The organism is Actinomycetospora sp. (assembly GCF_036497245.1).
GTDB lineage: Bacteria > Actinomycetota > Actinomycetes > Mycobacteriales > Pseudonocardiaceae > Actinomycetospora.
Genome location: NZ_DASXJS010000228.1, coordinates 1 through 18,932, shown reverse-complemented (window position 1 = coordinate 18,932; position 18,932 = coordinate 1). Strand labels below are relative to the sequence as shown.

At 73.3% G+C, this 18,932-nt stretch carries 23 protein-coding genes; 11 read left to right on the top strand and 12 right to left on the bottom strand.

The features are described from left to right. The coding region (locus VGI02_RS29175; RefSeq protein ID WP_414638365.1) for an STAS domain-containing protein at positions 1-562 on the bottom strand (562 nt) is incomplete at its 3' end. Positions 563-1,228: 666 nt separating this feature from the next. Between VGI02_RS29175 and VGI02_RS24090 the strand changes: the two genes are divergently transcribed. Beyond that, positions 1,229-2,275, top strand: coding sequence for a GAF domain-containing protein (locus VGI02_RS24090; protein ID WP_331631655.1), 1,047 nt, complete (start codon positions 1,229-1,231; stop codon positions 2,273-2,275). 161 nt (positions 2,276-2,436) lie between these two features. Here VGI02_RS24090 and VGI02_RS24085 read toward each other — a convergent pair whose 3' ends face one another. Both VGI02_RS24085 and VGI02_RS24080 read right to left on the bottom strand, forming a co-directional pair. Continuing rightward, positions 2,437-3,318, bottom strand: coding sequence for a GAF and ANTAR domain-containing protein (locus tag VGI02_RS24085; RefSeq protein WP_331631652.1), 882 nt, complete (start codon positions 3,316-3,318; stop codon positions 2,437-2,439). Then, complete coding sequence (locus tag VGI02_RS24080; protein ID WP_331631650.1) at positions 3,315-4,109, bottom strand: GAF domain-containing protein; 795 nt, start codon at positions 4,107-4,109, stop codon at positions 3,315-3,317. Before VGI02_RS24080 ends, VGI02_RS24085 begins: the two co-directional genes overlap by 4 nt. A 1,274-nt stretch (positions 4,110-5,383) precedes the next feature. On the opposite strand from VGI02_RS24080, the gene VGI02_RS24075 reads away from it, so the two are divergent. The 4 genes from VGI02_RS24075 (at position 5,384) to VGI02_RS24060 (ending at position 7,747) form a co-directional block, all read left to right on the top strand. Continuing rightward, positions 5,384-5,653 (top strand): MoaD/ThiS family protein, encoded by a 270-nt coding sequence (locus VGI02_RS24075; protein ID WP_331631648.1) that lies wholly within the window; start codon positions 5,384-5,386, stop codon positions 5,651-5,653. A gap of 527 nt (positions 5,654-6,180) precedes the next feature. Further along, positions 6,181-6,390: a hypothetical protein gene (locus VGI02_RS24070; protein WP_331631646.1), complete on the top strand. Its 210-nt coding sequence runs from the start codon at positions 6,181-6,183 to the stop codon at positions 6,388-6,390. A 212-nt stretch (positions 6,391-6,602) separates the two neighbouring features. After that, complete coding sequence (locus tag VGI02_RS24065) at positions 6,603-6,854, top strand: hypothetical protein (RefSeq protein ID WP_331631644.1); 252 nt, start codon at positions 6,603-6,605, stop codon at positions 6,852-6,854. Between the two features lie 122 nt (positions 6,855-6,976). Beyond that, positions 6,977-7,747, top strand: a complete 771-nt coding sequence (locus VGI02_RS24060; protein WP_331631641.1) for an SDR family oxidoreductase — start codon at positions 6,977-6,979, stop codon at positions 7,745-7,747. A gap of 25 nt (positions 7,748-7,772) precedes the next feature. On the opposite strand, the gene VGI02_RS24055 is transcribed toward VGI02_RS24060, so the two are convergent. The 3 genes from VGI02_RS24055 to VGI02_RS24045 all read right to left on the bottom strand — a co-directional run bounded on the left by VGI02_RS24055 (position 7,773) and on the right by VGI02_RS24045 (position 9,334). Beyond that, positions 7,773-8,144, bottom strand: coding sequence for a hypothetical protein (locus VGI02_RS24055; RefSeq protein WP_331631639.1), 372 nt, complete (start codon positions 8,142-8,144; stop codon positions 7,773-7,775). Positions 8,145-8,146: 2 nt separating this feature from the next. Next, positions 8,147-8,848 (bottom strand): thermonuclease family protein, encoded by a 702-nt coding sequence (locus tag VGI02_RS24050; protein ID WP_331631637.1) that lies wholly within the window; start codon positions 8,846-8,848, stop codon positions 8,147-8,149. A 282-nt stretch (positions 8,849-9,130) separates the two neighbouring features. Beyond that, entirely contained in the window at positions 9,131-9,334 is a 204-nt protein-coding gene (locus tag VGI02_RS24045) for a cold-shock protein (RefSeq protein WP_331631635.1), read from the bottom strand. A gap of 230 nt (positions 9,335-9,564) precedes the next feature. On the opposite strand from VGI02_RS24045, the gene VGI02_RS24040 reads away from it, so the two are divergent. Both VGI02_RS24040 and VGI02_RS24035 read left to right on the top strand, forming a co-directional pair. After that, positions 9,565-9,897 carry a hypothetical protein gene (locus VGI02_RS24040; RefSeq protein WP_331631632.1) on the top strand — a complete coding sequence of 111 codons (333 nt, stop codon included), beginning with the start codon at positions 9,565-9,567 and terminating at the stop codon, positions 9,895-9,897. Positions 9,898-10,116: 219 nt separating this feature from the next. Next, positions 10,117-10,413: a hypothetical protein gene (locus tag VGI02_RS24035; protein WP_331631630.1), complete on the top strand. Its 297-nt coding sequence runs from the start codon at positions 10,117-10,119 to the stop codon at positions 10,411-10,413. Here VGI02_RS24035 and mtnA read toward each other — a convergent pair. From mtnA to VGI02_RS24015, 4 genes are all read right to left on the bottom strand, one after another. Next, positions 10,332-11,417, bottom strand: a complete 1,086-nt coding sequence (mtnA, locus tag VGI02_RS24030) for an S-methyl-5-thioribose-1-phosphate isomerase (RefSeq protein ID WP_331631628.1) — start codon at positions 11,415-11,417, stop codon at positions 10,332-10,334. The genes VGI02_RS24035 and mtnA overlap by 82 nt on opposite strands. Before the next feature lie 39 nt (positions 11,418-11,456). Continuing rightward, positions 11,457-12,593, bottom strand: coding sequence for a serine hydrolase domain-containing protein (locus VGI02_RS24025; protein WP_331631626.1), 1,137 nt, complete (start codon positions 12,591-12,593; stop codon positions 11,457-11,459). Between the two features lie 49 nt (positions 12,594-12,642). After that, entirely contained in the window at positions 12,643-13,506 is an 864-nt protein-coding gene (gene purU / locus VGI02_RS24020; RefSeq protein ID WP_331631624.1) for a formyltetrahydrofolate deformylase, read from the bottom strand. A gap of 67 nt (positions 13,507-13,573) precedes the next feature. Continuing rightward, on the bottom strand, positions 13,574-13,873 hold the full coding sequence (locus tag VGI02_RS24015; RefSeq protein ID WP_331631622.1) for a hypothetical protein: 300 nt from the start codon (positions 13,871-13,873) through the stop codon (positions 13,574-13,576). Between the two features lie 435 nt (positions 13,874-14,308). On the opposite strand from VGI02_RS24015, the gene VGI02_RS24010 reads away from it, so the two are divergent. Then, positions 14,309-14,509: a hypothetical protein gene (locus VGI02_RS24010; RefSeq protein ID WP_331631620.1), complete on the top strand. Its 201-nt coding sequence runs from the start codon at positions 14,309-14,311 to the stop codon at positions 14,507-14,509. A 150-nt stretch (positions 14,510-14,659) separates the two neighbouring features. After that, positions 14,660-14,866, top strand: a complete 207-nt coding sequence (locus VGI02_RS24005; RefSeq protein ID WP_331631618.1) for a hypothetical protein — start codon at positions 14,660-14,662, stop codon at positions 14,864-14,866. A 72-nt stretch (positions 14,867-14,938) separates the two neighbouring features. On the opposite strand, the gene VGI02_RS24000 is transcribed toward VGI02_RS24005, so the two are convergent. Further along, positions 14,939-15,112 (bottom strand): CsbD family protein, encoded by a 174-nt coding sequence (locus VGI02_RS24000; RefSeq protein WP_331631615.1) that lies wholly within the window; start codon positions 15,110-15,112, stop codon positions 14,939-14,941. Between the two features lie 35 nt (positions 15,113-15,147). Beyond that, positions 15,148-16,092 (bottom strand): DUF3048 domain-containing protein, encoded by a 945-nt coding sequence (locus VGI02_RS23995; RefSeq protein ID WP_331631613.1) that lies wholly within the window; start codon positions 16,090-16,092, stop codon positions 15,148-15,150. 101 nt (positions 16,093-16,193) lie between these two features. Here VGI02_RS23995 and VGI02_RS23990 point away from each other — a divergent pair, with 101 nt between their 5' ends. Together VGI02_RS23990 and VGI02_RS23985 are read left to right on the top strand one after the other, a co-directional pair. Then, positions 16,194-16,919 carry a DUF1707 SHOCT-like domain-containing protein gene (locus VGI02_RS23990; RefSeq protein WP_331631611.1) on the top strand — a complete coding sequence of 242 codons (726 nt, stop codon included), beginning with the start codon at positions 16,194-16,196 and terminating at the stop codon, positions 16,917-16,919. A gap of 47 nt (positions 16,920-16,966) precedes the next feature. Then, positions 16,967-18,796 (top strand): protein kinase domain-containing protein, encoded by a 1,830-nt coding sequence (locus VGI02_RS23985; RefSeq protein WP_331631609.1) that lies wholly within the window; start codon positions 16,967-16,969, stop codon positions 18,794-18,796. Positions 18,797-18,932 lie beyond the last annotated feature (136 nt).

Below are 18,932 nucleotides of genomic sequence, written 5' to 3'. Positions count from 1 at the left end.
CCCCCCCCCCCCCCCCCCCCCCCCCCCCCCCCACCGGCGGGTGTGGCGCCGGGAACCGCCGCATGGCAGGTTCGCGGTGCCACCGGCAGGCTGGCCCCACCCCTCGGGAGGGACCGGCCACGGAAGGCCACCCGGTCTCGGCCCCGGACCCGTCGCGACCTGGCGCTGAGGATGTCGGACCGGGCGCGTTAGGACCGGGCGTGGAGGAGGACTCACGCAGGGCGCGGACCAGCGCCCGCGTGGAGACCATCTCATCGAGCGGCTGGGCGGCGAGCAGCCCGAGAAACGGTGACCACCCCAGACCCCTCATCTCGACCGGAAAGCCACGCCGAGCCCGGCGCCACCAGCGCTCACCCCGCCGCTGCTCGCCCCAGCACAGGGTGCTCAACGCCTGCAGCCCGGCCGGGTCGCAGCGCTCGAGCCCGCTCAGATCCACCTGCACCCGTTCCGCGCCGCCGGTGCGGGCCCGCTCGAGGTCGGCGACGAGCAGCTTCGCGGCGTCGCGATCGAGCACCCCGGCCACCACGACCACATCGGGCCCCGGCCGGGCCGGTGGCGCCATGCCCGGGTGCCCCCGCCGCCTGGAGCCGCCCAACGTCCAGCGGTGGACGGCACCCGAGATGGTCGATGCCCTCATGACGATCCCCCTGTGCGCTCCCCCAACTGGTGGGGTGGGTTGCCGGGGGCCGGGGCAACTGCCTCAGGCCGCAAGGTGTGGACCCGGCGGCCTGCTCTTTCCCCAGCACGCTACGGACCGCTCGCACATTGTCGCTACCCCTTCACCGGGAGTGACCATCGCAACGGATTCCCGACCTGCCTCCGGCCGAGAGAACATCGGCGGTACCAGCTGGGTTTTGGCGACAACAAGTGGGGCTCAGAGTGACCGCCATCTCGGACGCGGTGCACCCGGACATGGTCTACAGCTCCCGCTCTGACTAGTGGAGTGTCCTGTTGAGCGACAGGTTCCGGTCCTAGCCGTGGTCAACGAACCGAGCACCCTGATCGTCGTACGGCAGGTCGTCGGTCTCATATGGCTGCCCCGCACAGTCTCGGACTCGCGCTGAGCGCGTCGTGCGGGCCGTAGGCCCGCACCGTGTCGAACTCGTGATGCTCGCGCCGTCGAGATGTTCCTGGTTTCCGGCACTGCCACCCAGACAGGCCCATACTCGGCCCGCAGCCTCGATGGCGGGGCGCATCAGCACACCGAGACCCTGTGTGCTCAGCGGAGATGACCGGCATGCTCGACGACCCCCGGAACCGAGCGGGAACAATCGGCTGTCCACCCACGGCGCGCCCCAGCGGCATACCCGAGCGGGCCCGGCGCCGCGGACGTCCGCGGCACCGAATCCCCGCAGGGGCACCGTGCCCGGCGACGATCCGTCAGCGGCCCGCCAGCGATATCCCACGGTCGCGGACCCGCGCTCAACCTTCCCCCGCGCCCCGTACCTGGACGATCGTCTGCCGTTACCTCGGTGTCCACGAGTGGACGCCGGCAGCGTCCCGGCCGGCGCGGTGTCGTGCCGAGGTCCACGACGACGAGGCCCGCCGACGGCGCATGCGCGCCGCGGTGCGTGAGAGCCGCCGGTCGGCGCAGGGCGGTGGAGCAGCGGGGCCCGGTGCGGGCGGGGTGGCCGATTTCGCCCGCGCGGTGTGTGAGGTGGCGGTGCACCGGGCGGGGGTGTCGGGGGCGGGAGTGACCGCGATGGGCCCTGCGGAAGGGATGGCCGGGCACAAAGGCCTGCTCCACGCCACCGACGCGGTGGCGCGCCGGTTGGAGAACGTTCACCTCACCCTGGGGGTGGGGCCGTGCGCCGACGCCCACACCCGCGGTGTCCCGTGTCTGGTCGACGACCTCGAGGCCGCCGCGACGCAGTGGCCCATGTTCGCCACCGAGGCCGCCGCGGCGGGCGCGGCGGCGGTGTTCTTCTTCCCGCTGCGCGCCGGCGGGGCCGGGCTGGGCACGCTGTACCTCTACCGCGACACCGCTGGGTCGCTGGGCGCGGAGCGGGCGGCAGACGCCCAGGCGCTGGCCGTGGTCATGGCCGAGTCGCTCGCTGAGCGGCTCGCGCCGGAGCCGGCCATCTTCGAAGGTGATCTGCTGGCCAACACCCAGTATGTGCCGGTGCATGTCGCGGCGGGGATGCTCGCCGCCTGGTGGGACCTCGAGATCCACGACGCCCTGACCCTTATCCGAACCACGGCGCTGGCCGAGGGGGTCGCGGTCACCGACCTCGCCGAAGAGATCATCGCCGGCAGGGTCGGTCTCCAGCCCTGAACCCCGCCCCAGCCGCCAGGAGCGTCACCCCTGGGCCGACGCAACGCCTCGTCGGCGAGCTCGAGCTCGGCGACCGGGCGGGGTTGGCGGTGACCGACACACCGCCGAGCACTGGGCCCGGCTCGAACCGTTTGGGACTCAGGCGCGTCGCCATTTCACCCCTACCCGGAGCCAGTCGGTTTTCGCTGGGGGGCAGGCGCCGCGGGAGAGGCGGCGTCGGCGGGGACCTGGCCAGCAGGGGACTGCCCGGCAGGGGCCTGGCCGGCAGGGATTCCGCTGGCGGAGACCTGCTCGGCAGTGTGGAGCAGCTCGTGGGCGTCGAGGTTGCCTTCGACGACGTCGCGGGCGACGTCGCCCAGGCGGCGACTGCCGGCCCGGGAGTATCGGCGGAGCAGGCTGAATGCGTCGCCGAGCTCGACTCGGCCGCGTTCGACCAGCACTCCGGTGGCCTGTTCGATGATGATCCGGCTGGTCAGGGTCGCTTGGAGCTGTTCGGTGAGAAGTTCGCTCTCGTGGCTGGTGCGGTCCTGCAACACGACGATGGTGGCGACTGCAGCCAACGCTTGTGCCACCTGGAGATCCGCATCGGCCAGCGGGCCGGGCTCGACGGTGAACAGGTTCAGTGCCCCGATGGTCCGCGCGCGCAGCCGCAGCGGTAGGGCGTGCACCGCGCCGTAGCCGGCCTGCACCGCGTGTGCGGCGAACCGGGGCCAGCGGCCCCCGGCGGCGGCGTCCGCGGCCAGGTCGGGGGCGTGGACCTGGGCGCTGGTGTGGAACGCGTCGAGACAGGGGCCCTGGTCGGCCTGGAGCTGGAACAACTCGACCAGGGTGGCTTGCTCGCTCGAGGCCGACACCGCCCGCAGCGCGCCCCGCTGATCGGAGAGCAGCAGCCCGGCCGCATCGACGGGCAGCAGCGACACGCAGTCGGTGGTGAGCTCGTGCAGCACGTCGATGACGTCGAAGTCGGCGATCAGGGTGTCGGCCAGGCGCACGAACGCTTCCCCCAACGCGCGTTCCCGGCCCTGCCCGGTCGTGTCGGTCATGGCCCATCCCTTTCGTCGAAGCGCAATCGCCGGCCCACAACGTCGCGGGCGACCTCGTCGATCGGCCTTTCCGCGGCGAACGCCGCGGCGCGTAGCCGCGCCAACGCCGACGCCGCGGTACCCCCCACCTGCCCGATGATCATTCCGGTGGCCTGGTGGATCTCCGGGTAACCCATCGGCGACACCACCCCTGACCACCCATAACCCGACCAAGCCTGGTCCGGCCGGTCGCCGTGATCGTCGGCCACGGTGGGCGTGGCGCCCACCCCCGCGGGGGTCGGGTCGTTCCCGGTCGGGTTCCGGCGAGGCGCCTGATCGAGCAGCGCCCACACTGCGGCGTCGGCGGCGCGCAACGCGCCGGCGAGCTCATCGGCGGTCAGCGGTCCGGGGGTGTCGCGGTAACAGTCCAGGACCCCCAACCGGCCCGCGCCGACGTGCAAGGGGAACACGTACATACCGCGCGCAGGGGTGTCACGAGCGGCCGCGGCGAACATCGGCCATCGGCTGTCCCGGACCTCGACGATGTCGGCGATCTGCACGGTGCGCCCGGTCATGAACGCCTCCACACACGGGCCCTCACCCAACGAGAACTGCAGCTCGTCGATCCTCGCCGCCACCGTGTCCGAGGCGCACACCAACTCTTGGCGATCCGCCGAGGCCATCACCGTCACCGCCGCCCCGCTCATCGGCAACCACGCCACACACGCCTGACAGATCCCCAGCGGCGCACCCGGCCCGCCCGTGGACAGCAATGCGGCCAGGACGTCGGTGAAACCCTCCAGGTCAGCCACCTACGCCACCCGCCCGGCAACAGCGGCACGCCGCCCCGGTGCGTCGTCGAAGACTCCGCTCCACCGCCCCATCACACGGGCGCGACCAGCCGGGTCGCGGGCCGACGCATCGAGTTCCATCCCGGTTCGCCGCCGCGTGCTTCACCCGGGTCACCGCCGTGCGTATCCCGGCCTCGGCGTGATCCCCGGCTCCCCCACGGACGTGCACGGTGGGGGGTCGCCCGGAGCCGTCCCCGGCCAGCACTCCGCCTGATACGTCCGGGAGCTGGTACAACATGACCGGGACCTCTGTACGCAACACGAGTGGGCGGGCTCGCGCAGAACCGGGGTCCGGGGAACAACGTGGGCCTCGACTGTAGAACCTGGACACGCCAGGTGCACCACCCGCATGCCCGACCAGGGGCGACGATGTGCGCCTCCACCTTGCCCACACTCCTCGGCTCGATCAGTCCTCTGGCCTGGCAGCGCCCGGTGCCCGGCACCAGCGAGCACCCCAGTACGACGGCGGCAGGTCGCGATCCGGATGAGACGGCTCCTCCCGCTGCACCTCATCGGTGCTTTTCCCCATGTCCCACGCCTTCGAGCTGGGCCTACCGCGCCGCCCTGCGGGGTGCGCCGCGCCGATGGGATCCGGCGCCGCTGCGTCGAGGTCGAACCGCGACTGCAGGAGGCGGCGGTCCGCACGGCCAATCAGGTGTGGGATTGCGCCCAGGCGGGCCCACCGTGCGGCTGGAGGTCCAGCAGCTCGACGGTGCCCGGTGTGTGCACAACCACGGCCACAGCGGCAGCGAGGCGACTCTGACCTGGGGCTGCGTCCGCAAAGCCAGCAGAGCGCGCCGCCGCGAGCACTTGGATGAGCGCCCGGGCGGGAATGGCCCGGAGCGGATCCGTGACCCGGGGACAGCTCCTTCCCGACCACGACCGTGCGCACGACTGGCCGAGGTTCGTCGGCATCGACTGGGGCGGCATCGCCCATCAGCTCTGCGTGCTCGATACAGCCGGTGCGCGGCTGACCCAACAGCGCGTCACTCACGACGTCGCTGGTCTGGGCGAGCTCGACACCGCTCTCCCTCGGCACGGGAGAGCCCCGCCGATCGCGGTAGAGCGCGCCGAAGGGCGTCCTTGTGGACGCCCGTCAGGCGCGATCATGGTCGCGACGCCCCCGGCCAACGAGGATGTGACCACGGCCCGAACTCGATCAGAACCCAGGCGTCGCGGGGTTGCAATTTGGACCTGACGACCGACGGGCGAGCTGCGACCGACAGGGGCAAGCGATGAGCACGCCGACACCCGGGCATGCAACGGTGCGTTACTTCGGTGGAGCCAAGACCGTGGCCGGCACCGCCTCCGAGCAGGTTTCCCTAGCTCTCGGGACCACCGTCGAAGACCTCGTCGCCACCCTCACCGACACCCATGGTCACGCGCTGGCGCGAGTCTTCGCGGCTTCGAGCTTCCTCCTCGACGAGGTCGCGCTACATGAGCGCACCGCGGTCGTCCACGACGGAGCGTTCCTTGATGTGCTACCGCCCTCCGCCGGCGGATGAGACCCCGCGATCACCCGTGGCTCGCGATCAGCCCGCGGCGGCACGTGGAACCGCTCATAGTGGTGATCTTCAGTTGATCTCGGTCCACGATCTGGTCCACGAACTGCTTCCCACTATCGCCTCCGATGCCCAAACGATCACCTGTGGTGCCCACTGATGCCCAGCAAACCTGGCATGCACGCGGTAGGAACGTAACTACGGATCAGAAGGTCAGGGGTTCGAATCCCTTCGGGCGCGCAGAAGCTCTTGCAGGTCAGAGGGGTCGTCGGGTTCTGGCGGCCCCTTCGCTGTGTCCGGGTGCAGCAGCCTCGTGCAGAAGCGGTCGTCCCCCGGGCCTGGCGGGGCTGCCCGCGCCGCGGACCGCCGGTGGATCTGCCGGTCGGCCGACCCGACGGCTCGGCCGTCGATCACCCTGCCCCGTTGCCTGGACGAACGCCCGGCGCGGGAGCGACAGTGGTCGCCGTCGGCCCGGACCCCGCCGATGACGTTGCTCCTCGAGCCGCGAGCGCACCAGCGAAGGGGACCCGATGCCCGAATCTGCCCAGCCCAGCAGCGGGGACGCCGACCGGAGGCTGATCGCGCAGGCGGTCCGGGTCATCTCCGTGCGCGAGCAGCTGAGCGTGAGCGAGGCCCGGGCGTCCCTGCGGGCCGAGGCGGAGGCGTTCGGCATCCCGCTGATCCGTCTCGCCGGAGATCTGGCGGCGTTCGATCGGCCGGCCGCGGAGGGCACCGGATAGGGGCCGTGCAGGCCTCGGAGCCCGCGGCGCACCCTGTGAAGCAGATCACGGTGCCGGGTCGTGGGCGTCGAGCTGCGATTTGATCAGGTCCCGGGCCGAGTGGACTGGACCGGACGACCGGGTTTTGCGACGCTGGCGGCGTAGATCGCTGGCCCAGACCCCGCCGGCCTCCGTGGATCCCCGCGCCGGGACGTGCAGCGCAGGCGAGGCTGATGGACGAAGAACTCACCCAGAACGACTGGTCCCGCGAGGACGTCGTGATCTTCTTGGCCGAGGGCGTCGTGTGCGAGCGGCTCGACGTGCCGATCGGCGAGGCGGTCGTGGCGCTGGCCGACATGGCCGTGACCCGTGCTCTGAGCCTGGTGGAGATGGCCCGGCTCATCGTGGCCGGTGAGGTCGACCCCGGCTCGTACGCCGGGACCCGCCACGAGGAGGGCCAGACGGCCGACCCCGGCGGCGAGTGAGCCGAGGCCGCGCACCCGGTCCCCGCGGGCGGTGACATCCTCACCGCAGCGACGACCCGGTCGTCGCGCCCGGTCCGATCTTCTCGGCCGGACGACTCACGTCCCCCACGGAGAGGAACGTCATGAGCGGTCAGCTCGACAGCAAGGTCGCCGTCGTCACCGGAGCGGGCAAGGGCCTCGGTCTGGCCATCGCCACCCGGTTCGCGGAGGAGGGCGCCACCGTCGTGGTCTCCGACATCGACGGCGAGGCCGCCCGGATCGCGGCCGACAAGCTGCCCGGTGCGCGGGCGATCCCGTGCGACGTCCGCGACGAGACCCAGGTCCAGGCCCTGATCGATCGCACCGTGTCCGAGCTCGGGGCGCTGCACGTCATGGTGCCCAACGCCGGGATCGGCTCCGCCTGCCCGCTGCTCGGCATGGACCTCGCCACCTGGCGCTCGGTGCTCTCGGTCAATCTCGACGGGGTCTTCCTCTCCCTGCGCTACGCCGCGCCGGCGATCATCGCCTCCGGGGGCGGCAGCATCGTCACGCTCGCGTCGGTCACCGCCACCACCGGGTCGCCGCTGCTCGCGCACTACGCCGCCGCGAAGGCCGGAGTGGTCAACCTGACCAAGACCGCCGCGACCGAGCTGCGGGCCGACGGGGTGCGGGTGAACGCCCTGATGCCCGGCTTCATCGGGACCGACATGGTCACCGCCGCCAAGCCCGAGTTCGAGGAGCTCCTCGGTCTGCCCGCGGGCGGGTTCGACGGCCTCATCGCCCAGAAGCAGGGCCGCTACGGCACCCCCGAGGAGGTCGCCGAGGCGGCGCTCTTCCTCGCCTCCGAGCGTTCCGCGTTCTGCACCGGTAGCGGGCTGATCCTCGACGGGGGTCTCGACGCCTCGCTGATCTGACCGACCGCGAGCGTCGCCCCGCGCCTCAGGCGGTGATCGCGATCGCCTGCTCGACCTCGTCGCGATGGAACTCGCGGGGCGGCATCAGCGCTCCGGTGCGGGCGTCGCGGTGGGCGATCCGGGAGCCGCACCAGCCGCAGCCGCCCGCCGCGTCGACGACGGCGCGGGACTCGACCTCGGTGCGTCGGGCGGCCGCGGCCGCCGCGGCCTGCTGTGCCTCGCGCACCGGACGGGTGCGCTTCTCGTGGTCGAGGAGCCACCAGATGCCGAACGGGACGGCGAGGATCGCCGCCGTGATCAACGCCCACTTGATGATCAGGATCGCCAACCCGATGAGCAGGACGACGCCGATCACGGTGCCGAGTCCGCCTGCGGGGCCGGAACGTCGCGAGGCCACGGTCAGCACCACCACTTGCGCGCGCAGTAGCCGCCGGTCAGGGCACCGTCGGGCAAGCCCTGGTCGCCGGGGCTGGGCCAGTCGACCGACCCGCCGTCGCCCGAGCCCGAGGAGGAACTCGTCGTCGTGACCGGCGCCGAGCAGGTGCGGCCGTCCGCGTCGTCCGCGCGCAGCTTCGCGGCGTACTCGGGACTGGCGTCGTTCCTGCCCTGGTAGACCCCGGTGTGGTCGTAGCCGACCATGAGATCGCCGAAGTCGGTGCCGCCCGGCAGGTCCACGTAGCGCAGTTCGCGTCCGTACTTGTCCTTGTCGACGCCGGGTTCGCTCCGCAGCGTGACCTGCTGGCCGTCCAGCATGGTCCGGGCCGTCCCGGTGGCCTGCTCGCCGCCGGAGGTCCCGGCCTCGCAGGAGTCGATCCCCAGGACACGGACCTTCGCTCCGCCGGCGACGAAGGTGTCACCGTCGATCACCCTGGTGACCGTGACGGTCTCCCCGGTCGCGGCGGGAGCGTCGGCGACGGGCGCCACGGCAGGCGCGGCACCGACCGTGGGGACGGCGACGGGGACGGCGGCCGGGCCGGCCGCGGTCGAGACCGTCGGGGTGGCCGCGCGCGTCGGCGTCGTGGGGGTCGACAGATCGACGACCGCGACCAGACAGAAGACTCCTGCCGCGATGCCTGACCAGACCTTGTACGCGGTGCGCACCGAGTGCCATCCCCCCCGACGACGACGTGTGTGTCGCCGTCATGTCGCCGCACGCGCAGGACGCGTTACCGGCTCATGACCCGGACGTGGGAGGAGGGGTGGTGCGCATGACGAAGGGCCCGCCACCGAGGTGACGGGCCCTGCGTCATGCGACGGGCGGATGCGACGTGATCGCGTGCGCCCCGAAAGCTGTGGCCCCACGGGTATGAGGCATGGGACCACAGCCCCGGTGGGCCGGGTGCGGCACCGTGATGGCGGCGCCCGGCCGGGTGTTCCGGTGTCTCAGAGAGCCTGGACGGAGTCGGCCTGAGGACCCTTCGAACCCTGGCTGGACTCGAAGCTCACTCGCTGGTTCTCCTCGAGGGACCGGAATCCGCCACCCTGGATGGCGGAGTAGTGGACGAACACGTCCTTCCCGCCGTCATCGGGGGCGATAAAGCCGAAGCCCTTCTCGGCGTTGAACCACTTGACGGTTCCTTCAGTCATGCATCCTCTTTCGGGATCGGACTGGGCGGGTACGTACCCGCCCACCAGCGTTGCCCGACTCCGGAGCACGGCGAAGGGTGGTCCTCAGCAGCGCGAGCCCGGGCGGTTGTCACATGATCCACGGAGCTCATCAGACACAGCGAGGAAAACGAGACTGCAACATTTGCGACCGTAGCACGCTCCGACTTGAACGCCGCGGTCCCCGCCACCCACCCGGGTACGGTGCCGGGATGCGAGCTGACGAGCCGCCCTTCGCGCAGCCGGGTGATCGGGTGGCCGCACTGCGCACGGTGATCGAGTCGGGCCTCCGCGACGCCGGACCGGACCCGGTGTTCTCGAGCGACGGGGGCGTGACCGTCTTCGACGACTACGGACGCTCGGCGCGGCTCCAGCCGCTGGGGCAGCGCATCCGCGTGAGCCTCACGTCCGAGGAGGGCCTGGACGCCGAGGCCGAGGTCGACGCCGACACCCTCGTCGCGGACATCGCCGAGCACGGGTCCACCTACAGCGCCATCCTGGCCGCCCTCGACCACGAGAACGGGCCCGGCGGACGGTCCTGGTAGCACCGCGACAGGTTTGCCGCACCGTCGCCGGGGAACTCGCCGGACATCTGCGCCGTGTCCGTCCAGGCGGGTGCACGCGTGGTCGGCGAGTGGGCGGGCCTGGATTCCCGGACTGCGGCATCGGACCGTGAGCCCGGTCCGCTCCCTCGGCAACACGACCGGCGTGACGTGCCCCTGGCCATCCGTAGGCATCGGCGGTCTCTGGCAAAGGAGCCGTGTGTGACCACCCCGACGACCATCGCCGAGGCACCACTCGAGCGCGAGTGCCTCTGCGTCGCCGCCCGCTCCGTGATCAACGAGATCCCCGAACTGATGGCCGACGGCCTGGCCGGCGCCCCGCTGCACGCCCTCGCGACGCACGCCGAGTCGCTGTCGGATCTCGACCAGCTGCGCGCGCTGGCCCCCGACGAGGCCCGTCTCCACGGCACCGGGCTCTACGACGTCCTCGACACCCTCGGCAGCGACCGCTCGCTGACCCTGGCCGTCTGGGTGGGTGAGGCGCTCGGGCCGCGCTGAGGCGGACGGGCCGACCAGGCCCGGTCCTCCGTGACGATCGCGGTGACCAGTTCGAACGGTGTCACGTCGAAGGCCGGGTTGTAGACCGGCGTCACGGGCAGCGTCGTCGGTGTCCCGCCGAGCTCGAGCACCTCCCCGGGGTCCCGTTCCTCCACGACGATGTCGTCGCCGGTCGCGGTCCGCGGGTCGATCGTCTCCTCGGGGGCGACGACGAGGAACGGCACGCCGGAGCGTGCGGCGGCACAGGCGAGCATGTAGGTGCCGATCTTGTTCGCGACGTCCCCGTTCGCGGCGATCCGGTCGGCGCCGACGAGGACCGCGTCCACCCGCCCGGTCGCGATCGCCGCCGGGCCCGCCGAGTCGACGCACAGCCGGTGCGGGGCACCTGCCCGCGCCAGCTCCCACACCGTGAGCCGGGAGCCCTGCAGCAGGGGACGGGTCTCGCAGGCGAGTACCTCCACGAGGGCGCCGCGCTCGTGGAGCCGCAGCACCGCACCGAGCGCCGTGCCGCCCACCCCGCAGGCGAGCTCACCGGTGTTGCAGACGGTCAGCGTGCGCAGGGGGCCCTCCGGGTGCAGCTCCTGGAGCAGGTCCGCGGCGCGGGCCGTCGCGGCGGCGTTGACGCGGGCGGCGTCGGCGGCCACGGCCCGGGCCTCGGCGAGCACCGCGGCGGGCCCGTCGTCGAGGCGGGCGAGCGCCCGGCGGGCCCCGAGGGCGAGCGGCACGGCGGTCGGGCGGGCGTGCGCGATCCGCTCGGCCTCGTCGTGCACCGTCGCCGGGTCGTCGGGATGGTGGTGCGCGGCGAGCGCGACCCCGAACGCCCCGGCGATCCCGAGGTTCGGCGCCCCGCGGACCGCGAGGGCGCGGATGGCGTCGACGAGGCCGTCCACCGTGGCGAGGTGCAGGTACTCGGTTCGACGGGGCAGCGCGCGCTGGTCGAGCAGCACCACCGCCGGGCCCCCGTCAGCTCGGCCCGCGCGCTCCGACCAGTCCACGATCCGCACGGACCCGATCCTGCCCCGGATGCGGTCCCGCCGGAGGCCTCAGCCCGCGTAGGCGGCGTCGCAGATCGCGGTGTGGAGCGCGAAGTCGTCGGGTGAGGCGAACGACCGCTGGGTCAGGGTCACCACCACGAGGTCGCGGACCGGGTCGACGTGCCAGCTGGTCCCCAGCCCGCCCGCCCAGCCGAACGACCCCGCACGCGGGCCCCTCGTCGTCACCGACACCCCGAAGCCCCAGCTCAGGTCGTCGTCGAGGAACCCGGCCCCGGAGTGCGCCCGCTGGTCGGCGGAGAGCTGGTCGGAGGTCATCGCGGCCACGAAGTCCGGGCGCAGCACGTCGCCGCCGCCGCGGAGCAGCATGCGGGCGAACGCCAGCAGGTCGTCGACCGTCGACACCAGCCCGGCAGCACCGTCGGGGAAGCGGGGCGGGGTGCTCCAGCGCCCGCCCGGGGCATCCCAGACCTTCTCGCCCTCGTAAGCGGTGGCCAGCCGCGCCGGGTCGCCGGTGAACGCCGTGTCGGCCATCCCGAGCGGCTCGAACACCCGCCTCCGCAGCAGGTCGGGCAGCGGCTCGCCTGCCGCCCGCGCGGCGAGCACGCCGAGGATCTGCCCACTCGTGTTGTAGAGCCACCAGGCCCCGGGCTGGGCGAGCAGCGGCAGTTCCGCCAGCTCCGCGAGCCAGGCGTCGGGCTCCGGCGCCACGTCCGGTTCGGGCGGACCCATGGTGTTCAGGCGGCCGGACGCCATCGCGGTCGCGATGGGCCACGGCGGGTCGGCCATGAACAGCTCCATCGACTGGCCGTACCCGCACGTGTAAGTCAGCAGGTCGCGCACCAGGATCGGGCGGGCCGCGGGCACGGTGTCGCCGAGGGCGGCGTCGGGGGCGCGCAGCACGCGCCGGTCGGCCAGTTCGGGCAACAGCCGGTCCACCGGCTCGTCGAGCTCCAGTGCCCCGTCGGCGAGGAGGGTCCCGACGGCGGCCGCGACGATCGGCTTGGTGAGCGAGGCGATCCGGTAGAGCGAGTCCCGTCGCACGGGCGGGCCGCCGAGGGTGAGGACGCCCCGGGTCGCGACGTGCACCCGATCGCCGCGTGCCATCAGCGCGACGACGCCCGGGACGTCGGCCGCGGCGACGACCTCGTCGAACGGACCGGTCGCGACGTCGTTCAGCGCTGGCATCTCACGAAGCTACCAAGGAGTCCTGAAAAAGCACCAGGTGCGAGGGCACCTAGAAGACGATGGTCGTCTCCCCGTCGCGGACCACGCGGTCCTCGCAGTGCCAACGGACGGCGCGGGAGAGCACGGAGCGTTCGACGTCGGCGCCGAGCCGGGTGAGGTCGGCCGTCGTGTGGCGGTGATTCACGCGCACCACGTCCTGCTCGATGATCGGCCCCTCGTCGAGGACCTCGGTCACGTAGTGGGCGGTGGCGCCGACGACCTTCACCCCGCGCTCCTTCGCCTGGCGGTAGGGCGACGCGCCGACGAAGGCGGGCAGGAACGAGTGGTGGATGTTGATCATCGGGACCCCGACGGCGTCGAGCAGCGAGCCCGAGACGATCTGCATGTAGCGCGCGAGCACCACCAGGTCGACGCCGCGCAGCAGCTCGGCCTGGCGCGCCTCCGCCTCGGCCCTCGTCTCCGAGGTCACGGGAACGTGGACGAACGGCACGCCGAAGGGTTCGACGGCGCCCGCGAGGTCGGCGTGGTTGGAGACGACGACCTCGATCGACACGTCGAGCTCGCCGCGCTCGGTGCGCCACAGCAGGTCGAGCAGGCAGTGGTCGATCCGCGAGACGAGGACGGCGATCCGCTTCGGGACCGCGGAGTCGGTGAGGGTGAACTCCATGCCGAACGACCGGGCGACGTCCGAGGCGAACGCGGCGCGCAGGCCCTCGAGGTTGCCGGACGGGAGGGCGAACTCGGTCCGCTGGAAGTAGGTCCCACCGCTCGGGGCGGTCGCGTGCTGGTCCAGCGACAGGATGTTCGCCCCGGACGCGGAGAGGAAGGACGCGACGGCCGCGACGATGCCCTGGCGGTCGGGGCAACGGATGAGGAGCCGGCCGATGGTGTCGGCGGGCGGGGAGCCGGTCACGGGCGGCAGGGTACTGACGCCGTCCGGCGGCGCGCGTCGGGAACGGCAGGTCCGCTCGCCCGCGGGGTCAGGCCGGCTCGCCCGTGGACGCGCCGAGCGGAGTCAGCGCGTCGTTGCGGCGCCGCACGATGGCGGTGGAGAGCTCCCGGGCCCGCGCCGCGAGGTCCTCGTCGGAACCGCCGACGACCGCGGACGCGGCCTCACCGACCTCGAGCGCGACCCGGGCCAGTTCGTCGAGGAGATCCGCGGACCAGTCGAAGCGGTCCATGCCCGCGGGACACGCGAGGCGCGCCCGGCCGAGCTCGGTGAGTGCTTCGTGGGCGTTGCGCACGAGTCCCCGCAGCTCGTGACCTTCGTCCACGTCCACCGCCCCTCGTCCGACACCACAGATCCGGTCTCGGCAGGGATGCCCGGCGCCGTGGTGTTCACACGTCCGCGGGCACGGCGCGGTCAACGGGTCGGTGAACGGGGGGTGTCTCTGGGCCGCCCGGAGGCGGAGCGGCCGGGACCCGACCGCTCGTCGCCCTGTCGGGCCCGCTCAGTGACGCGCAAGAGTGGGGGCTCGGCCGGCGGGGGGGACACCGACCGGGCTGTCGTCGACCACGGGGGGCATGATCGACGACCGGATATTTCCGCTCCGTGGCATGTGACGTCAAGGAGAACTCGCACGTCGAACGGTGTGGAACGCGTCTCGTACGACGACCGGTCCGTGCCATCGTGGCGGGGCGCGGGAACGGCCCTCGGGAGAGGATGGACGATGCGGATCCGGTTGCGGGACGGCCCGTGTCGCGGGGAGCACGACGTGCAGATCGCCGAGGCGGCGCCGCCGCCCGAGGAGTACCTGGTGCTCGTCGAGACCGGCCCGCGGACGCCGACCGACGGCGTCAACGGTGGGTCGATCCCGGGCATCAACGTGTTCGCGGTCCACCGGCTCGACCGGCGGGACCCGGACGGCACGCCGGTCTACGGCTTCTCGGGTGAGCGTCACCAGCGCGGGTGCTAGGTCTTCTGACCACAGCTGGGCCATCCGCCGACCGCCTCCGCACCGCCGCCCGACGAGCATCGCCGGGAGTTCACCGGACCGGGCCGCGCCGAACGCCGTGTGCGGGGTACCTGTCCCTGCGGAACATGCACCCGACCCGATGGAGGCGACATGGGACAGCTCGACGCCAAGCTGGTCAAGCAGTACGAGGAGACCCCGATCGCGGACCTGGCCGACGCGCCGGTGTCCGCGCTGCAGGGCGTCAGCGACGGCGACGCCGCGCACCTCAAGGACGCGTTCAACATCAAGACCGTGCGCGACCTCGGGACGAACAAGTACTTCCTCTGGGCGCAGGCCATCACCCGCCTCGCCGAGTGAGCAGCGGCTGAGAGCCGCAGACACGACGGGCCCCGGCCGGGAACGGCCGGGGCCCGTCGTCGTGGGGAGACGTCAGGACTTGAACGCGTCCTTGACCTTCTCGCCCGCCTGCTTGACGTTGCCCTTGACCTGGTCGCCCTTGCCCTCGGCCTGCAGCTCCTCGTCGTCCTGGAGCTTGCCGACGGTCTCCTTGGCCTTGCCCTTGAGCTCGTCGGTCTTGTTGTCGATCTTGTCTCCGGTAGCCATGGGCGCGGATACCCGCTCCGCGCCGGATCCAGCCGTCATCCTCGTGCGAGCAGCACCCAGACCGGGCCCGGCGCGAACGTCAGCGGTTTCCCGTCGGCCCCGGTGTAGGTCGTCGGGGCGCCGGGGTCGGGGCGGCTCCAGATCCCGGTCCAGCGCTTCCCGTCGCGCAGCACGTCGACCGCGCCCCGCCCGACGGTGACCGCGGTCGGCGAGGGGGCGCCGACCACGTCGTGGACCGCCGACGCCTTGATGGGCACCCGCTGGACGACGACAGTGGCGGGTCCGTTCTCGGTGATCGCGGGCCTGCCGTCGAACGCGACCGTGTACCGGCCGTTCGCGGCGTGCAGGTCGACCGGGGTGGTGCCGATCGTCTCCTTCACGTCCTCGGCCGGTTGTCCGCCCGCGGGGGCGGCACCGAAGCGGAACCCGACGTCGCGGGGACCCGCGACACCGCGCGCGGCCCGCACGAGCGCGGTCGGGTCGCCGTAGAGGTTGTGCGGCGCCTCCCCGCGACCGCGGCGGTAGGCGCCGGCCACCTGGTCGGGGGAGACGGGGACCACCGGCCCGGAGGCGACCAGCCGGTTCAGCTCCGGGGCGTTGCCGGAGAACGCCAGCGCGGGGCGGCCGTACGCGGCGAGCACGTCGATGTCGGACTCCCGGAAGCTGCGCACCGGTCCGGCCGAGGGCGGCAGGTGGGAGGCGAACACGGCCAGCAGGCGTGTGACGCCCCCCTCGACCGGCTCCACGTAGACGACGTCGGCGTCGTTCACGCCGGTCCAGGGCCTGCCCTGCGGCGAGTTGTCGACCTTGACCGCGAGAACGGCCCGGCCGGGTCCGGGCTCGCCGGTCAGCGGCGAGAGGTTCGCGGCGGGCTTCGCCGCCACGGGCGACGGCGCGGGCGGCAGCGGCGCGACGGGGTCGTCGCCGGAGCTCCAGACCACCACGCCGAGGATCACCGCGATCACCACCGCGATGACCACCGCGATCGCCGTCCTCGCTTCCGAGCCACCTCGTTCCCCGGCCACGTCGACATCAACGCAGTCGGCCTCGTCCCGGTTCGGCCGCCCCTATCATCGGCACCATGGCCCGCCGGCCCGCACAGGAACAGCACCCCCGGGAGTCCGAGCCCGAACAGGCGCGGGAGCGTGCCTCGGACGGCGAGCGCGAGGACGTCGCCGGGATGCTGGCGCGCGCGATGGTGGCGGGCAGGCTGACCCCCGTCGAGTACAGCGACCGCGCGGCGATCGCCCAGGCCGCGCGCTACCGCGACCAGCTCGACGGGCTGCTCTCCGATCTGCCCGGCGCGGTGCTGCACTCCTCCCACGCCAGCGACGTCCTCGAGCTGGAGGCCGGCCTCGGCGGCTCCATCCACCGCCGCGGGTACTGGAAGGTGCCCCCGACGCTGCGGGTGCACAGCTGGGTCGGCGGGGTCCTGCTCGACCTCTCCGAGGCGGAGTGCGCCACCGCGGTGCTGGCGGTCGACCTCGCGACCGGGATGTGCTCACCGACGGTCGTGCTGCCCGAGGGCGCCACCGCCGACGTCGACGACCTGCGCATCTCCGCGGGTTCGGTCCGCGACGAGACCGTGCACCGCCGGGAGCGCGGGACGCTGCACGTCTCGGTGCGCGGGCGGCACTCCTTCGGGGACGTGATCCTGCGCCATCCGGTGCGGGGCCGATGGGAGCGGCTGCGCGCGTTGCCGCACGACGCGCCCCGCACCGTCGCCCGTCGGGTGACCCGGCGTGGCCGACCCGCCCGGGTCGAGGGCCCCGGGGCGGCGGGCGGGAGCGGTAACGTCGGAACCTAGGCCGCCCACCGGGGGCGGGAACGTCGGATCGCGTCGGGAGGGACGTCGTGAGCTTCGATCCCACTCTCGGCGCGCGCTTCCTGCTGCCTCTCGTCGTGGGCATGGTCGTCGCCCTGCTCTCCTCGCCGCTGCACGCGGCGCTGGCCCGGCGTCGCCGCCAGGCCCTGCTGGTGGACCGGGTCGTCACCGGGCGCGTCGCCCGCCTGACCGGCCCGGAGCGCCGCCGCGCGGTCCGGCACCTGCACCGCGAGGCCGGTCACCCGGTGAGCGTGGTCGCCGGTCTCGCCGTCGCCGCGGGCCTGGTCACCCTCCTCGCCGCGGTGTTCACCGCCCGCGCCGCGCTCGGCGCCGGTGACCGCCGCGCCGTGCTCACCCGGCTCTTCGACGAGCTCGACGCGACGGGGCTGCCCACGCCGTCGAGCTCGGTCGGCGTCGTCGTGGTCGCGGTGGCCCTCGCCGTCGTCCTCGCGCTCGCCGTCGGGACCCTGCACGTCGCGGCCCTCGACCTCGAGCGGCGCCGCGCGATGCCGGTGACCCGCCCGTGGCCGCTCTCGAAGCGCCGCGTCACGTGGCTCGCGGCCGTCGCGGCGTTCCTGGTGCTGCTCGCCGTCGGCGTCCAGAACGGCGGCCTCGCCGCCGGGCTGTTCCTGCTCGGGCACCAGCTCACCGCGCGCGCGATGCGCCCGCGGGCCTGCACCCTCGCCCCGGTGCTGCCCGAGGCGCTGCGCGCGGCGCGCCTGCCGGGTCCGAAGGAACGCCGCCTCATCCGGTCCCGCCGCGGTCCCGCCCCGGGCCTGCCGGGTGCGGCCGGACCGCCGAACGGCGCCCGCCCGGCCCCGTCGGGCCCGGCCCGCGCCGCCGCCGCCGCTCCGCCCGCCCGGCCCGCGACGCCGCGTCCGGCCACGCCCCGTCCGGCCGCGGCCGGGGTGCCGCCGCGGTCCACCGCCGCACCGCACCCGCCGACGGCGGCCACGCGGCTGGTGGACATGGCGCCCGCCGAGCAGCCGCTGGCGCCGCACGACCCGCGGATCGTCGGCGAGTACCAGCTCACCGGGCGCCTCGGCTCCGGCGGGATGGGCACCGTCTATCTCGGCCACCGCGCCGGCGTCACCGGCTCGGTCGCGATCAAGGTGCTGGCCCCGCACCTGCTCGACGACGTCGACGCCCGTACCCGGTTCCTGCGCGAGGGCCAGACCCTTCAGAAGGTCACCGGCGACTACACCGCGCGGGTGCACGGGGTGGGGTTCGACGGGTCGATGCCCTACATCGTCATGGAGCGCCTCGACGGCCCGTCGTTGCACGCGCTGGTGGCCGAGAACGGCGGGGTGCGCGACGCCGAGACGCTGACGCGGATCGCGATCGCCCTGGCGCGGGCGCTCGCCGCGCTCCACAACGACGGGATCACGCACCGGGACCTCAAGCCCGGCAACATCCTGCTGACCTCCGCGGGGCCGAAGGTCGTGGACTTCGGCATCGCCCGGGTCGTCGGCCAGACCCACCACACGCCGGCCGGGAACATGGTCGGTACGCCCGGCTACATGGCGCCCGAGCAGGTCACCGGCAACGGCGCGGGACCCGCGACCGACGTCTGGGCGTGGGCGTGCTGCGTGGTCTTCGCCGCCCGCGGGGACCACCTCTTCGACGGCGAGAACGTCGTGGACATCGCCCGGCGCATCCTCGACGGGCCGCCGTCGGACGCCTTCGCCGGCGTCGGGAAGCTCTCCCCGCGCCTCGTGCCGGTGCTGCGCCGGGCCACCGCGCAGAACGCCGCCGACCGACCCCGCGACGGCGCCGCGCTGCTGCGCCTGCTCGACCGCAGCGGGGCGACCTCGACGGTGGGCACGTTCGCCTGGGACAAGCTCGTCGGCGCGCGCTAGCCGGACCGCCCGCACCTGACCGGCGGTCGCGATCTCCTCCCACGCGCCCGCCCCGCTGCTACCGTTTCGCCTCGCCGGAGGACCCCGATTCTTCAGGAGTGTGCGTGGCCAGCTGGGACGACCTCGTGCTGTGGGT